This window comes from Streptomyces barkulensis (assembly GCF_002843305.1).
Lineage (GTDB): Bacteria > Actinomycetota > Actinomycetes > Streptomycetales > Streptomycetaceae > Streptomyces > Streptomyces barkulensis.
Map to the genome: position 1 here is coordinate 195,227 of NZ_PGSG01000119.1, position 15,102 is coordinate 210,328.

General features: G+C 73.1%; 14 protein-coding genes and 1 tRNA gene. 5 read left to right on the forward strand and 10 right to left on the reverse strand.

Annotated elements, in window-relative coordinates:
• Positions 1-6 precede the first annotated feature (6 nt).
• The 9 genes from CUT83_RS28820 to galU form a co-directional block, all read right to left on the reverse strand.
• Complete coding sequence (locus tag CUT83_RS28820; protein ID WP_101258737.1) at positions 7-453, reverse strand: hypothetical protein; 447 nt, start codon at positions 451-453, stop codon at positions 7-9.
• On the reverse strand, positions 450-716 hold the full coding sequence (locus CUT83_RS28825; RefSeq protein WP_101258738.1) for a hypothetical protein: 267 nt from the start codon (positions 714-716) through the stop codon (positions 450-452). The genes CUT83_RS28820 and CUT83_RS28825 overlap by 4 nt, the downstream gene beginning before the upstream one ends.
• Positions 717-938: 222 nt before the next feature.
• Positions 939-1,012: transfer RNA gene (locus CUT83_RS28830), tRNA-Ala, on the reverse strand.
• 103 nt (positions 1,013-1,115) lie between these two features.
• Entirely contained in the window at positions 1,116-2,303 is a 1,188-nt protein-coding gene (gene sepX / locus CUT83_RS28835; RefSeq protein WP_101258884.1) for a divisome protein SepX/GlpR, read from the reverse strand.
• Positions 2,304-2,475: 172 nt separating this feature from the next.
• Complete coding sequence (locus CUT83_RS28840) at positions 2,476-3,102, reverse strand: GNAT family N-acetyltransferase (protein WP_101258739.1); 627 nt, start codon at positions 3,100-3,102, stop codon at positions 2,476-2,478.
• Entirely contained in the window at positions 3,099-3,593 is a 495-nt protein-coding gene (locus tag CUT83_RS28845) for a MogA/MoaB family molybdenum cofactor biosynthesis protein (protein WP_194074738.1), read from the reverse strand. Before CUT83_RS28845 ends, CUT83_RS28840 begins: the two co-directional genes overlap by 4 nt.
• 107 nt (positions 3,594-3,700) lie before the next feature.
• Positions 3,701-4,210 carry a cyclic pyranopterin monophosphate synthase MoaC gene (moaC, locus tag CUT83_RS28850; protein WP_093846693.1) on the reverse strand — a complete coding sequence of 170 codons (510 nt, stop codon included), beginning with the start codon at positions 4,208-4,210 and terminating at the stop codon, positions 3,701-3,703.
• Between the two features lie 64 nt (positions 4,211-4,274).
• Positions 4,275-5,708: a molybdopterin molybdotransferase MoeA gene (locus tag CUT83_RS28855; protein ID WP_101258741.1), complete on the reverse strand. Its 1,434-nt coding sequence runs from the start codon at positions 5,706-5,708 to the stop codon at positions 4,275-4,277.
• Between the two features lie 4 nt (positions 5,709-5,712).
• Positions 5,713-6,618, reverse strand: coding sequence for a UTP--glucose-1-phosphate uridylyltransferase GalU (gene galU / locus CUT83_RS28860; RefSeq protein ID WP_093846697.1), 906 nt, complete (start codon positions 6,616-6,618; stop codon positions 5,713-5,715).
• Positions 6,619-6,869: 251 nt separating this feature from the next.
• Here galU and CUT83_RS28865 point away from each other — a divergent pair, with 251 nt between their 5' ends.
• Complete coding sequence (locus CUT83_RS28865; protein ID WP_101258885.1) at positions 6,870-7,454, forward strand: 5-formyltetrahydrofolate cyclo-ligase; 585 nt, start codon at positions 6,870-6,872, stop codon at positions 7,452-7,454.
• A gap of 43 nt (positions 7,455-7,497) precedes the next feature.
• On the opposite strand, the gene CUT83_RS28870 is transcribed toward CUT83_RS28865, so the two are convergent.
• Positions 7,498-10,287, reverse strand: a complete 2,790-nt coding sequence (locus tag CUT83_RS28870) for a penicillin acylase family protein (RefSeq protein ID WP_101258742.1) — start codon at positions 10,285-10,287, stop codon at positions 7,498-7,500.
• A 220-nt stretch (positions 10,288-10,507) separates the two neighbouring features.
• Here CUT83_RS28870 and CUT83_RS28875 point away from each other — a divergent pair, with 220 nt between their 5' ends.
• From CUT83_RS28875 to CUT83_RS28890, 4 genes are all read left to right on the forward strand, one after another.
• Complete coding sequence (locus CUT83_RS28875) at positions 10,508-11,989, forward strand: potassium/proton antiporter (protein ID WP_101258743.1); 1,482 nt, start codon at positions 10,508-10,510, stop codon at positions 11,987-11,989.
• Positions 11,990-12,265: 276 nt separating this feature from the next.
• Positions 12,266-13,603 (forward strand): MFS transporter, encoded by a 1,338-nt coding sequence (locus CUT83_RS28880; RefSeq protein ID WP_101258744.1) that lies wholly within the window; start codon positions 12,266-12,268, stop codon positions 13,601-13,603.
• Positions 13,604-13,748: 145 nt separating this feature from the next.
• A complete protein-coding gene (locus tag CUT83_RS28885; RefSeq protein ID WP_101258745.1) occupies positions 13,749-14,084 on the forward strand; it encodes an FmdB family zinc ribbon protein in 336 nt (111 codons plus the stop codon).
• Positions 14,085-14,192: 108 nt separating this feature from the next.
• Positions 14,193-15,023 (forward strand): S-methyl-5'-thioadenosine phosphorylase, encoded by an 831-nt coding sequence (locus CUT83_RS28890; RefSeq protein ID WP_101258746.1) that lies wholly within the window; start codon positions 14,193-14,195, stop codon positions 15,021-15,023.
• Positions 15,024-15,102: the final 79 nt, after the last annotated feature.

A 15,102-nucleotide genomic window follows, 5' to 3' on the forward strand; every position in this document is an offset into this window, starting at 1 on the left:
GCCTCGTCAGACCTTCTCGACTCGCACAGGGTGGTCTGCGAGGAGTTGCCGCATGTCGTCGGCATCGGAGGTGAAGACGGTCACCTGGGCGCCCTGCGCGGCCTCCTGCCCGGCCACAGCCGCCAGAACCGCGTCGATGGCGTACCTGTGCCCATGCAGGCCGGCCGCCTTCAGCATGTCGCGCGCCGTCGCGATCACCCGGTCATCCGTGTGGGCGACGCGAATCCGGGACAGCGTCCAATTCCACAGCGCCTGCCTCGACGCTTCGCGCGGATCCCACGCCTCCAGGGTCGTGAGCGCCGAGGTGACGACCGGGATGTCGAGCCGCGGGGCCGTCTTGATCAGCGCGGCCATCTCCCGGTCCCCCTGAACCGCCTTGGAGAGCGCCTCGGAGTCGAATACGAAGACACGCTGTCGCGGCCGGTGCGACTCCGCCCGGGCGGTGCGACTCACGCGGCCTCGCCCGAGCGTGACCGCTGTTCGTCGTGCCAGCCGTCGATGGCGGCGATGCGGTCCAGCGCCGCCTGCTGCTCGTCGTCCGTCACGGCACCGTGCTCCTCCTCCAGGCGTTCGGCCAACTCGCGAAGCCGGTCCATGGCGTCCTGATGAGCGGCGGCGGCCGCGATGTAACCGGACACTCCGCGCGCATCGACGCGCTCTTTGATCGATTCCACCAGCTCTTCCGGCACGGTGATGGTGATTTTCCGAGTTGCCATACTTCTAGTATGCCAGGCCCTGTGTGGCGCGGCCCGGCCTTCCGGACACCCCATGGCGCAGAGTGCGCGAGGCGCACTCGCTCACCCGTATCGGCATCAGGCATGGGTGCCGAAGAAACCGGGACCACCGTGGCGGCTCAGACACAGAAGCCCTGCGGGCTGACGACCGCGGGAAACGACAAAGCCCCTCCCGGATTCCGGGAGGGGCTTCTTGCTGCCGTGTGGACCTGAGGGGATTTGAACCCCTGACCCCCTCGATGCGAACGAGGTGCGCTACCGGACTGCGCTACAGGCCCTTGCAACGGGTGAAACCCTAGCATCCCCATGCCCGTGCGCGGAAATCCGTTCCCGCCCTGGTCACGGTGGGCGGGACGGCGGGGGCGCCCGGGGCGGGCGGGGTCATTCGTTGGCCGCGCGGGGGCGGTCCTCGTCCGCGTACTGGTCGAAGAGCGGGGTCCGGCGGCGCGGGGAGGACGAGTGCGAGGAAGCCGGGGCGGAGGGCCGGGCGGACGGGGCGGAGGGCCGGGAGGGCTCGGAGGAGGCCGTGGTGGAGCGGGCGGAGCTCCAGGCGTCCGGGGCCTCCAAGTCCACGCCGCGGGCGGTGCGCGGGGCGACGGGGGCGTTGACGTAGGTGGGCAGCGGTACGGGGGTGGGCTCCCAGCCGCTCTCCACCGGGGCGGGGGTGCGCTCGCGGCGCTGGGCGTCCACCCACTCGGCGTGGTCGGTCTGCTCCACCAGGGCCCGCCGCTCGTCGGCCTCCGGGTCGGAGGCCGGCTCGAGGGCCGGTTCGGGGGTGTGGGCGGAGGCGTTACGGCCGGTGGCGGTGCGCCCCGTGGCAGTGCGCCCCGTGGCGGTACGGCTGCCGGTGGCGCGGTCCGTCCGCTCCGTACGGCCCGTACGGCCCGTGCGGTCGGCGCGGTCCATGCGGTCGGCGCGGCCCGTGCGGCGCTCGCGCAGGTGGCGGGCGGCGTCCTCGGCGTGGCGCCGGTCCATCACGAACTCGAAGCGGCGCCTCTCCTGGGCTCGCATATGGGCGATGTAGGCGCTCAGCAGCCCGGCCGGGATCGCCGGGGCCCACAGGAACGCGATGCCTCCGACCGCCGCGACGATCGCGCCGAGCGTGAAGGCGAGGAAGAGCACCATCGTGGTGCGCCTGCGGCGGGCGAGGAGCTTGGCCCGGCCCTTCTGCCCCTGCTTCGGGGGGTTGGGCCGACTCGGCCCGCCGCGCCGGTCCTGCTGCTCGTACTGGGGGCGGCGTACCTGGGTGGGGGCCTCGGCGCGGGCGACCGTCGCGGGGCCGGGGACCGTGATGTGCTCGGTCACGGGGTCGGCGAGCGCCCGGACGTCGACGCCCGGGGCACCCTGGTCGTCACCGTCGGCGGGGCCGCCGTCCCCGGACGCCTCCTTGAGGTTCCTGGCGTACCGGCGCTCCATGCCAGCCCGGCCGGACAGCAGCCGGATGGCGGTGCCGAAGCGCTCCGTCGGACGAGCCTCGTTGAGTTCGTCCTGCCGGCGGAGCCACATCGGCACCAGGTAGGCGGCCCAGGCCCCGACGATGACTGCGTAGATGAGGCCGCTGCTGCTCACCCACCACACGGTAGAGGGGTTTCGCGAAGGTGATACGCCAATTGGCGCGGTGTGTCGCACGATCCGGCTGATATCTCAACCGTTTTTTGCGATTAAGGCGGCCTGCCTCCGCGAATGTGTCCGGTCGATGACTGTAAGGTGTCTTACCCTCAGGCAATATCGAACATTTATTTTATTTCTGCGAGGCTCCGGGAAGAGAGCGCCGGTGCCAGCGTTCCAGCAGGCCGTCGGGGACGTCCTCCGTGGTCAGCGCGTAGACCAGATGGTCGCGCCAGGCGCCGTCGATGTGCAGATAACGCGGCCGCAGCCCTTCCTCGCGGAATCCGAGTTTCTCCACCACCCGGCGGCTCGGCCCGTTCTCCGGGCGGATGCAGACCTCGATCCGGTGCAGTCCGACGGTGCGGAAGCAGTGGTCCACGGCGAGCGCGACGGCCGTCGGCATCACACCTCGTCCGGCCACCTCCCGGTCGACCCAGTAACCGATGTGGCCCGAGCACATCGAGCCCCAGGTGATGCCCGCGACGGTGAGCTGGCCGACCACCCGGCCTTGGTACTCGATCACGAAGGGCAGCATCCGGCCCGCCTGCGCCTCCGTGCGCAGATGCCGGACCATCTGCCGGTACGTCGGGCGGCGCGGCGGCAGACGGCCGGGCAGGGCGGGCGGGACGGTGGCCTCCCAGGGGCGCAGCCAGTCGCGGTTGCGCTGGTTCACCTCGCGCCAGACGCGGTGGTCGCGCAGCCTTATGGGGCGGAGGGTGATGTCACCGTCCGCCAGCTCGACCGGCCAGGGTGCGTTCAGTGGGGTGTGTCCTTCCTGGGGTGGTCGCCGCCGTGGATCTGGTCCACGGCGTGCGGCAGCAGGGGTTCCAGGACCGCCAGGCCGTCGCGTACGCCTCCGGTGGAACCGGGGAGGTTGACGATCAGGGTGCGGCCGGCGACGCCCGCGACGCCGCGCGAGAGGGCGGCGGTGGGCACCTTGGCCAGGCCGGCGGCGCGGATGGCCTCGGGGATGCCGGGGACCTCGTGGTCGAGTACGGCCCGGGTCATCTCCGGGGTGCGGTCGGTGGGCGAGATGCCGGTGCCGCCGGTGGTGAGCACCACGGCGTAGCCGTCGGCGACGGCCTCGCGCAGCACGTCCTGGACGGGCTCGCCGTCCGGGACGACGCGCGGGCCGTCGGTGGCGAAGCCCAGCGTGCCCAGGGCCTGGGCCAGCAGCGGGCCGGTGGTGTCGGAGTAGACGCCCGCGGCGGCGCGGTTGGAGACGGTGACGGCGAGGGCGCGGCGGGCCATGGGCACGGGCGGCCCGGACGCCGGCACGGGCTCAGGCTGGGACTGGGGCACGGGCTCGGGCTCGGGCTCGGGCTGGGGACCGGAGGCCTGCGTGGGCACGGGCTCGGTCATCGGTCGCGGCTCCAGTCCCCGGAGGCTCCCCCGGTCTTCTCCTCCACCCGCACGTCCGTGATGACGGCCCCCTTGTCGACGGCCTTGACCATGTCGACGACCGTCAGCGCCGCGACCGACACGGCCGTCAGCGCCTCCATCTCCACACCCGTGCGGTCGGTGGTGCGCACCGTCGCCGCGATCTCCACCGCGTCGTCGGCGACGGCGAGGTCGACCTTCACCCCGGACAGGGCCAGCGGGTGGCACAGCGGTACGAGGTCGGGGGTGCGCTTGGCGCCCATGATCCCGGCGATACGGGCGACCGAGAGCGCGTCGCCCTTGGGCACGCCCTCGCCGCGCAGCAGCTCCACCACCCGGGGGGAGACGCGTACGCGGCCGGTGGCGCGCGCCGTGCGGGCGGTGACGTCCTTGGCCGAGACGTCGACCATCCGGGCCGCGCCCGCCTCGTCGATGTGGGTGAGGCCGGCGGCCCCGCCTGCTGGACTCCCCTGTCGCGCGCTGCTCATCGCTCTCCCGCGTCGGTCCGCTCCGGACGTCAACGGTACCCGCCGCGGTGCGGGCACCGGCGCGTCAGTCCAGGAGCACGACCTCCAGTTCGTCGCCCCGGGCGACCTCGGTGGTCCGCTCGGGTACGACGACCAGCGCGTCGGCGCGGGCCAGGGAGCCCAGCAGGTGCGATCCGGGGCCGCCCACCGGGTGGACCGTGCCCGCCTCCTCACCGGCGGCCGGGGGCTCGTACCGGCCGCGCAGGAACTGCCGCTTGCCCTCCGGGGAGGCGATCGGCTCCCGGCACTCCAGGCGGGCGGTGACCGTGCGCCGGGTGACGGGCTCCAGGCCCATCAGCGCGCGCAGGGCGGGGCGGACGAACAGCTCGAAGGAGACGTAGGAGCTGACGGGGTTGCCCGGGAGGGCGAACAGCGGGATCCGGTCGGGGCCGACCAGGCCGAAGCCCTGTGGTTTGCCGGGCTGCATGGCCAGGCGGCGGAACTCGACGCGCGCGGGGGGCCGCGGCGTGTCGCCGGCGCTCCCGGCCGCCTCGGCGGGCTCTCCGGCGTCCTCGCCGCCGCCGTCGCGGCCGTCCTCGCCGTCGCGGCCGTCCTCGTCGCCCGGCGGCTCGGCGCCGCCCAGGACGGTGCCCTCCAGGCCGGTGAGCGCCTCCTTGACCACGTCGTACGCGCCGACGCTGACGCCGCCGCTGGTGACGATGGCGTCGGCGCGCACGAGCTGGTCCTCGATGACGGTGCGCAGGGTGGCGGCGTCGTCGGCCACCGCGCCGACGCGGTAGGCGATGGCGCCGGCGTCACGGGCGGCGGCCGTCAGCGCGAAGCTGTTGGAGTCGTGGATCTGGCCGGGGCCCAACGGCGCGCCGGGGCGGACCAGTTCGCTGCCGGTGGAGAGCACCACCACGCGCGGGCGCGGCCGTACGGTGACGGTGCCGCAGCCGACGGCGGCCAGCAGGCCGATCTGCGCCGGGCCCAGGACGGAGCCGGCCTCCAGGGCGACGGAGCCGGCGCGTACGTCGCTGCCCTTGCCCCGCACGTACTGCCGTGCCGCCACCGGGCGGTGGACGCGGACCTCGCCGGCCGCGCCGGACGGGTCGGCGCTGTGGGCGGTCATGGCGTCGGCCCGGCCGCCGCCGGCGCCGCCGTCGGTCCACTCCACGGGGACGACGGCCTCGGCGCCGGGCGGCAGCGGCGCGCCGGTCATCACCCGGGCGGCCTGGCCGGGGCCGACCTCGGGCGGCCGGCCGGCGCCCGCCGCCACGTCGCCGACGACCTCCAGCACCGCCAGGGCGTCCTCGCCCGCCTTCTCCACGTCGGCGACGCGCACCGCGTAGCCGTCCATGGAGCTGTTGTCGAAGGGGGGCAGGGAGACGGGCACCAGGACGTCCTCGGTGAGCACGCAGCCCTGGGCGTCGAGCAGGTGGAGCTCGATGGGTTCCAGCGGCCGGACCGACCGCAGGATGTCGGCCAGGTGCTCGTCGACGGACCGGGTACCGCTCAAGTGCCTACAGCTCCTCTTTGACGAAGTCTCGCAGCCAGGCGCGGAAGTCCGGGCCCAGGTCCTCGCGCTCGCTCGCCAGCCTCACGATGGCGCGGAGGTAGTCCCCGCGGTCGCCGGTGTCGTAGCGGCGGCCCTTGAATACCACACCGTGGACCGGGCCGCCGATTCCCGGGTCGGCGGCGAGTGTCTGGAGGGCGTCGGTGAGCTGGATCTCGCCGCCGCGGCCGGGCTCGGTCTTGCGCAGCACCTCGAAGACGGCCGGGTCCAGGACGTAGCGGCCGATGACGGCCAGGTTGCTGGGGGCGTCCTCGCGGGAGGGCTTCTCCACCAGGTCCGACACGCGCACGACGTCGTCGTCGCCGGTGGGCTCGGCGACGGCGCAGCCGTAGAGGTGGATGCTCTCCGGGTCGACCTCCAGCAGCGCCACGACGCTGCCGCCGTAGGTCTCCTGGACCTCGATCATCCTCGACAGCAGGGGGTCGCGCGCGTCGATGAGGTCGTCGCCGAGGAGGACGGCGAAGGGCTGGTCGCCGACGTGCGGGGCGGCGCACAGCACCGCGTGACCCAGGCCCCTGGGGTCGCCCTGGCGCACGTAGTGGATGGTGGCCAGGTCGGTGGACTCCTGGACGCGGGTGAGCTTGGTCGCGTCGCCCTTGCTGCGCAGCACCTCCTCCAGTTCGTAGTTGCGGTCGAAGTGGTCCTCCAGCGGGCGCTTGTTGCGGCCGGTGACCATCAGGACGTCGGGGAGGCCGGCGGTGACGGCCTCCTCCACCACGTACTGGATCGCGGGCTTGTCGACGACCGGCAGCATCTCCTTCGGGGTGGCCTTCGTCGCCGGAAGGAAGCGGGTGCCGAGCCCGGCGGCCGGGATGACGGCCTTGGTGATCCGCCGTGTACGCGAGGTAGTCATGTCTGCACCATAGCCGTTGGTTTGTCACGTAACGCGCATGTCTGACTGGTCCGTTGCGGTTCACGGGGGAACGTCCCGGCGCTCGGGGCCGCGCTGGCGCGCCATCAGGATGATAATGCGCCTGCCATGGCGAGGGACTGGCGTAATCGAGCCGGGGAGATGAACAGGGCGTGAAGGACGACGGAACCACCGGAGCACACCGGGGTACGCACGCGGCACCGGACACGGCACCGGGGGGAGGGCGGCAGGCGGTGGCCGGTGAGAAACGGGCCCTGCGGCGCTCCCTCCTGGCAGCGCGGGCCCACCTGCCGGAGGACGGTGTCCACCGGCTCGCCGGCGCGCTCGCCCGGCACGCCCTGGAACTGCCCGAGCTGGCCGGGGCGCGCACCGTCGCCGCGTACGTCTCGGTGGGACGCGAGCCCGACACCCGCGCGCTGGTGGACGAACTGCACTGGCGCGGCGTACGCGTGCTGCTGCCGGTGCTGCTGCCGGACGACGACCTGGACTGGGCCGCGTACGAGGGCGCCGAGTTCCTCTCCCCCGCCCGCCGGGGGCTGCTGGAGCCCACCGGGCGGCGGCTGGGGCCGCAGGCCGTGACCGGGGCGGACGTCGTACTGCTGCCGGGGCTGGCGGTGGACCGGCGCGGGATGCGCCTGGGGCGCGGCGGGGGCAGCTACGACCGGGTGCTGGCCCGGATCGAGGCGTCCGGGGCCGCCCCGGCGCTGGTGGTGCTGCTGCACTCCGGCGAGTATCTGCGCCGGGTACCGGCGGAGCCCCACGACCGTCCGGTGCACGCCGCGGTGACCCCCGAGGGGGTGCACCGCTTCACGGCGTGAGACCGGCGGGCGCGGGGCTCGCGGCGGTACGGGGTGAGGGCGGCTACGGGGTGAGGGCCATGGTGTCCTCGGTCGCGTCCTCGACGGCCTTGCGGCTGAACGCCCAGTCCAGCTGCTCGCCCTCGGCCCACTTGTCCGTCTGGTCCACGTAGTTGGAGTGGTAGGCGTGGCCGGAGGCGCCGGTGAGGTTGATCCAGCTCGACTCGTCGAGGTCGGCCAGGTTGACCACCATCCGCATCGACGGCACCCAGATCACCTCGTAGCCGCCCGCGGCGTTCCAGCCGGTGGCGTTGACGGCCGCCTCGCCGCCGCCGAGGTTCCAGGGGCCGCGGTTGAGCAGGTGCTGGACGAAGCCGGGACCGGAGGTGCCCAGGGTCTGGTTCTTGAGCATCAGCCGGTGCAGACGGCCCCAGCTCCAGGTCTCGATGTCCTTGCCGAGCTTGGTGGTCAGCTCCCAGCGGGCGTCCTTCATGGCGCGGGCCAGCAGCGCGTCGCGGTCGCCCTCACCCTCCTCGAAGCGGCTGCCGGGGGTCCACCAGCCGCTGTCGGGCTCGTCCAGCAGCGTGCGCACGACCTCGTACCAGCGGTCGCCGCCGTCGGGCTGCGCGGACTCCGGGGCGCGCGTGCCGCACTCGCGGACGGTGCGCGGGTTGCCGCTCAGGTCCTCGATCGGGCCGGACTCGTCGGCCGGGCGGACCCGCAGGCACTCGCCCTCGACGCGGACCTCCTTGGGGAGCTTGTTGCCGAAGCCGAGCTTGAGGAGGTTGCGCCACACACCGTTGAAGTAGGCGGCGGGGGCGGAGTCGGCGTCCTGGGTGTAGTCCCAGCCCTCCAGCAGCTCCTGCGCCTGGCGGACATAGGGGTCCTCGACGTCGATCTTCAGCAGGTAGGGCACCAGGATCTTGGCTATCTCGCTGCTGTTGTCCAGCTGCATGGTGCGCATGTCGTCCGTGGAGACCTTGCCGCCGTCCTTGATCTTGGACTGGATGAGGTCGTCGATCCGCTGGCTGCGGGCGCCGTAGCCCCAGTCCTCGGTGAGCGGGTAGGGGTACTTCTCCGCGTCGATCACGGCCTGGTTGGCGGTGACGATGTAGCCGCGCTCCGGGTTGTACTCCCAGGGCAGGGCCTCCTGCGGTATGTAGCTCTCCCACTCGTAGTCCGGGTTCCAGCCGGGTGCCGGGTAGCGGCCGTCGTGGCCCTCGGCGCGGACCGGGATGCGGCCGGGCGCCTGGTAGCCGATGTTGCCCTCGGTGTCGGCGTAGACCAGGTTCTGGGAGGGGACGGCGAACTTCCGGGCGGCCTTGCGGAACCCGTTGAAGTCGGTGGCGGTGTTCAGCTCGAAGACCGCGTCCATGGTCCTGGAGGGCTCCAGCGCCGTCCAGCGCAGCGCGACGGCGTAGCCCTTGCCGCGGTCGGGGGCGACGTCGCCGACCGGGGCGTGGTCGCCGACGCCGGCCAGCTCGTTGCTGCGGTCGGAGACGAGGGGGCCGTGGCGGGTGGAGCGGACGGTGATCTTCCGGTCCTCGCCGCCCGCGACCTTGATGACCTCCTCGCGGGTCTCGTACGGGACCTTCTTCCCGTCGTAGAGGTACGTCCCGTTCTCGATCTTCTCCAGGTACAGGTCGGTGACGTCGGCGCCGAGGTTGGTGAAGCCCCAGGAGATCTCCTGGTTGTGGCCGATTATCACGCCCGGCATGCCGGAGAAGGTGAAGCCCGCGACGTCGAAGGGGCAGTCCTCGCCGACCGAGTTGCAGTGCAGGCCCATCTGGTACCAGAGGGAGGGGAGCTGCGGCGCCAGGTGCGGGTCGTTGGCGAGCAGCGGCTTGCCGGTGGTCGTGTACTCGCCGGAGACGACCCAGGAGTTGGAGCCGATGCCGTCGCCGTTGGGGCCCAGGAGGGCGGGGACGGCGTCGAGGGAGGCGGCCAGCGCGGCGAGCTGGGTCCGCACGCCCTGACCGGCCTGGCCCGTCTGGCCCGCCGGGGTGCCCTGGCCGGTCCCGGTGCCCTGGCCGGCGCCGCCGGGGGCGGTGGTGCCGGGGGCCGTGGTGCCGTTCTGCGCGGCGTTCCCGCCCTCCGCCGCGGTGCCCTTCGGGTCGTAGGCGCCGTCGAGGGCGCTGACGGCGCCGTCCTGGACGATCGGCTTGTTCCGGTCGAAGGGGTAGTCCGGGTAGAGCGCCTCGATCTGCTTGTTCGTCAGGCGGCTGGAGAGCAGGGCCCGGTCTATCTCGTCCTGCATGTTGCCGCGCAGGTCCCAGGCCATGGCCTTGAGCCAGGCCACGGAGTCCACCGGCGACCACTTGTGCGGCCTGTAGTCGCTGACCAGGCCGAGGGCCGCGTACTCCAGGGAGAGTTCCGCGCCGCTGCGGCCGCCCAGATAGGAGTTGACACCCTCGGCGTAGGCCAGCAGGTACTTCTTGGTGGTCTCCGACAGCTTGGTGTCGTACTCCTCCTGCGCCACCTTCCGCCAGCCCAGGGTCCGCAGGAAGGCGTCGGTCTCGACCTGGCTCTCGCCGAACATCTCCGACAGCCGGCCGGCCGTCATGTGCCGCCTCACGTCCATCTCCCAGAAGCGGTCCTGGGCGTGGACGTAGCCCTGGGCGCGGAAGAGGTCCTCGGCGCTGTCGGCGTAGAGCTGGGGTATGCCGTGCTCGTCGCGTTTGACGGTGACCGGGGCGGAGAGACCGTCGAGTTCTATCGAGCCGGTGGTCTGCGGGAAGGACGCGCGGACGGTGCCGACGCTCCAGTAGGCGCCGTAGCCGACGCCCGCCACGAGCAGCAGCACGACTGCGATCACGAGAAGGCGGGCGCGTCGCGGGGTCTTCTTGGCGGGCATCGCTGTCCTTCGAGGGCAGGGTGGGACCAGAGGTGCTGGAGCAACCATAGGACGAGCCGGGTCGCCGGTCGGCAGGGAGTCCGCGCATCAGGAGCCGGAGATCCAAGCAATGGTAAATTGTTAGGCAAAGAAATGACTTCCCGGCGGTCGGGTCCCGGCCGTTGCCTGCGCACGCCCACGGAAGGATCCGCTTCTGACTGTCGACCGCCTCAACGAACTCATGCTGGTCTCCGCGCTCGTCCTGCTCGTCGCCGTCGCGGCCGTCCGGCTCTCCTCCCGCACGGGGCTCCCCAGCCTCCTGATCTACCTCGGCATCGGGCTCGTCATCGGACAGGACGGCCTCGGGGTCGAGTTCGACAACGCCGAACTGACACAGGTGCTGGGCTACGCGGCGCTCGTGGTGATCCTCGCCGAGGGCGGTCTGGGCACCAAGTGGCGCCAGATCCGCCCGGCGGTACCCGCAGCGGCCGTGCTGGCGACGGCGGGCGTCGCGATCAGCGTGGGCGTCACCGCCGCGGGGGCCCACTATCTGGTGGGACTGGACTGGCGTCCGGCGCTGATCATGGGGGCGGTCGTCTCCTCGACGGACGCCGCGGCCGTCTTCTCCGTACTGCGCAAGGTGCCGCTGCCGCCCCGCCTGACGGGGATGCTGGAGGCGGAGTCCGGGTTCAACGACGCCCCGGTGGTGATCCTGGTCGTCGCCTTCGCCTCGGCCGGCCCGATGGAGTCGTGGTACGTCCTGCTCGGGCAGATCGCGCTGCAGCTGGCCATCGGGCTCGCGGTGGGACTGGCCGTCGGCAAGCTGGGCGAGTACGCGCTGCGGCAGGTCGCGCTGCCCGCCTCCGGCCTGTATCCGATCGCGGTGATGGCGCTGTGCGTCCTGGCGTACGCCGGGGGCGCGCTGGCGCAGGGCAGCGGATTCCTGGCGGTCTACGTCAGCGCGGTCGTCCTGGGCAACTCCAGGCTGCCGCACCGCCCGGCCACCCGGGGGTTCGCCGACGGCATGGCGTGGATCGCGCAGATCGGCCTGTTCGTGCTGCTCGGCCTGCTGGCGGCCCCCTCGGAGCTGCTGCGCGACTTCTGGGCGGCACTGGCGGTCGGGCTGGTGCTGACGCTGGTGGCACGGCCGGTGTCCGTGGTGCTGTGCTCCCTGCCCTTCCGGCTCCCCTGGCGGGAGCAGACGCTGATGTCGTGGGCGGGGCTGCGCGGCGCGGTGCCGATCATCCTGGCGACCATCCCCATGGTCGACCAGGTGCCGGGCAGCCGGCGGATCTTCAACATCGTCTTCGTGCTGGTCGCGGTCTTCACCCTGCTCCAGGGGCCGACCCTGCCGTGGGTCGCCCGCAGGCTCGGGCTGGACAAGGCCGGCGACACACAGGATCTGGAGATCGAGTCGGCTCCGCTGGAACGGCTGCGCGGGCATCTGATCGCGGTCTCCATCCCCGACGGCTCACGCATGCAGGGCGTGGAGGTGGCCGAGCTGCGGCTGCCGAAAGGCGCGGCGGTCACCCTGGTGGTGCGGGAGGGCAGCAGTTTCGTGCCCTCGCCCTCGACCGTCCTGCGGCACGGCGACGAGCTGCTGGTGATCGCCACCGACGCGGTGCGCGACGCCACCGAGCGGCGGCTGATGGCCGTGGGCCGGGGCGGCAAACTGGCGGGCTGGCTGGGGACGGCGGGCAGCTCGGCGCTGCGGAGGGGCTGAGGGAGGCAGGACGGGGGCGGGTGCGGGACGGGACGGGGCAGATGCGGGACGGGGGCGGATCCGCGGGGTGATCGGCTACCCTGAGGCCGTACGTTTGTCCGACTTTCGGAGCTACCGGAGTTTCGACCCCGCCTGATGCAGGGCCGGCACGGCCGCCCGGCCGACCACACGCCGCGGTCCGTGCGAGAGGACGGCCTTCGGCGTGCCCCCGCCGTACCGCGCCGCCGTGCGCCGTACGGTCCGCGGCGCGCTACCAGGCGGCAGAAAGGTACGGCCGTGGCCACCACGGTCACTCCCGTCACGAACCGGAAGCCCGGCTACCGGGACCTGCTGCGCACGCCCGGTGCGTGGACGTTCCTGCTGCCCGGCTTCCTGGCCCGCCAGCCCTTCGCGATGCTGACGCTCGGCATCGTGCTGCTGGTCGAGGACACCACCGGATCGTTCGGCACGGCGGGCACCGTCTCGGCCGTGACCGGCGTGTCGATGGCCCTGTTCGCACCCCGCAGCGGCCGGCTCGCCGACCGCTTCGGCCAGCGCGCGGTCCTGGTGCCCGGGGTGCTGCTGCACGCCGCCGCCGTGGGCGTGCTGGCGGCCCTGGCGCTGTCCCGGGCGCCGCTGTGGGCGCTGCTGCTGGCGGCCGTACCGGCCGGCGCCTCGGTGCCGCAGGTCGGCCCGATGGTGCGGGCCCGCTGGGCGCACCTGCTCAGAGGCGGGCCCGGCTCGCCGGACGGGCGGGGCGGTTCGGGCCCGCCGGGCGGTCCGGGCGGCTCGGGCAGGCCGGACGGCGCCCGGCTGCTGTCGACGGCGGCGGCGTTCGAGTCGGTCACCGACGAGCTCACCTTCGTCATCGGCCCGGTCCTGGCCACCGCCCTGTGCACCGGGGTGCACCCGGCCGCCGGGCTGGCCGCCGAGGCGGCCCTGACCGTCGTCGGCGGGCTGCTCTTCGCGGCCCAGCGCCGTACCGCGCCCCCCGCCCACCGCCGCGCCCGGGGAGCGGACGGCGCACCGCACGCCTCGGCCCTGTCCGTGCCGGGCGTGCGGGTGCTGATCGTCGCCTTCCTCGGCATCGGCTCGGTCTTCGGCGGGATGCAGGTGTCGCTGGCCGCCTTCACCGACTCCATCGGGCAGCCGGGCCTCAACGGCGTGCTGTACGGGACCTTCGCCGCGGGCAACATGCTCGCCGGTCTCGTCTTCGGCGCCCTGACCTGGCGCTCGGCCCCGCAGCGGCGGCTGCTGGCGGCATACGCGCTGCTGACGCTGACCACCGCGCCGCTGTGGGCGGTGGACGCGGTCCCGCTGCTGGCCGTCCTCGGACTGCTGGCGGGCATGGGCATCGCGCCGAGCCTGATCACCGGCTTCACCCTGGTGGAGCGGCTGGCTCCGGCGGGCGTGCGCACCGAGGCGTTCACCTGGATGGCCGGCGCCGTGGCGCTGGGCCAGGCCGGCGCCGCGTCGGCCGCCGGGCAGTTGACGGACGGCTTCGGGGCGAGCGCCGGGTTCACGGTGCCGCTGGCCGCCACGGCTCTGGCGCTGGTCACGGTGGCGGCGCTGCGCGGACGGCTGAGGCCGGACGACGGGCGGACGGGCGACGGGGAGGAACCGCGAACCGGGTGACGGAGGGCTCCGGACGGAGGACGGGAGGGGCACACCGGGGCGTGGCGAGAGTCACCGTCCGCCGCTCCCGGTGGACTAAGCCGCCGGAATACTGCACCATGGTGCGTCGTTAGCACTCCACAAGGAAGAGTGCCAGGAGGAGCAAGTGCCGACCTATCAGTACCAGTGCACCGAGTGCGGCGAGGGCCTGGAAGCGGTTCAGAAGTTCACCGACGACGCACTCACCGAGTGCCCGAGCTGCAAGGGCCGCCTGAAGAAGGTGTTCTCCGCGGTCGGCATCGTCTTCAAGGGCTCCGGCTTCTACCGGAACGACAGCCGCGGCTCCTCGTCCGGCAGCACGTCGTCGTCCTCTTCGACGTCGTCGTCCTCGTCATCGTCTTCTTCGTCGTCTTCTTCGTCGTCGTCCTCGTCCTCTTCCTCCGAGAAGAGCTCGGGCTCGTCCGGCGACTCGTCGTCCAAGGCCGGCTCCTCGGCGGCCTGACCCCGCCGCCTGCCGCCCTCCGGTCCGGAGCCGGAACCGGCCTGTCCCGACCCCGCAGCGGTGCGCACCGAGGCGGGGTCGCCGCATGGGGGGCTAGTGTGTTCGACCATGAGCGCACAGGCGGAGACAGGCGTCATCGGCGGGTCCGGTTTCTACTCGTTCCTGGACGACGTGATAGAGGTCGCGGTGGACACGCCGTACGGCGAGCCCAGCGACTCCCTCTTCATCGGCGAGATCGCCGGGCGCCGGGTGGCCTTCCTGCCCCGGCACGGCCGCAAACACCATCTGCCCCCGCACCGGATCAACTACCGGGCCAACCTGTGGGCCCTGCGCTCGGTCGGTGTGCGGCGGGTGCTGGGGCCTTGCGCGGTGGGCGGTCTGCGGCCCGAGTACGGCCCCGGCACGCTGGTGGTGCCCGACCAGCTCGTGGACCGCACCAAGTCGCGCGCCCAGACCTTCTACGACGGTGAGGCGCTGCCCGACGGCTCGGTGCCGAACGTGCTGCACCTGTCCTTCGCCGACCCCTACTGCGAGACGGGCCGGGCGGCGGCCGTCGCGGCGGCGCGCGGGCGCGGCTGGGAGCCGGTGGACGGCGGCACCATGGTCGTGATCGAGGGACCACGCTTCTCCACCCGCGCGGAATCGCGCTGGCACGCGGCGCAGGGCTGGTCGGTGGTCGGGATGACCGGCCACCCGGAGGCGATCCTCGCTCGCGAACTGGGCCTGTGCTACTCCTCGATGGCGCTGGTCACCGACCTGGACGCCGGTGCGGAGACGGGCGAGGGCGTCTCGCACGAGGAGGTGCTCCAGGTCTTCGCGCAGAACGTCGGACGGCTGCGCGAGGTGCTCTTCGACACGGTGGCCGGGCTGCCTGCGGAGCGGGACTGCGCCTGCGCGACGGCGCTGGACGGGATGGACCCGGGCATCGAGCTTCCCTGAGGGCCGCCGGCCTCCCGACCTACCGATCTACCGGCCTACCGACATCCCGGCCCCCGGCCGGGGGTGCGGCGGGGGCGGC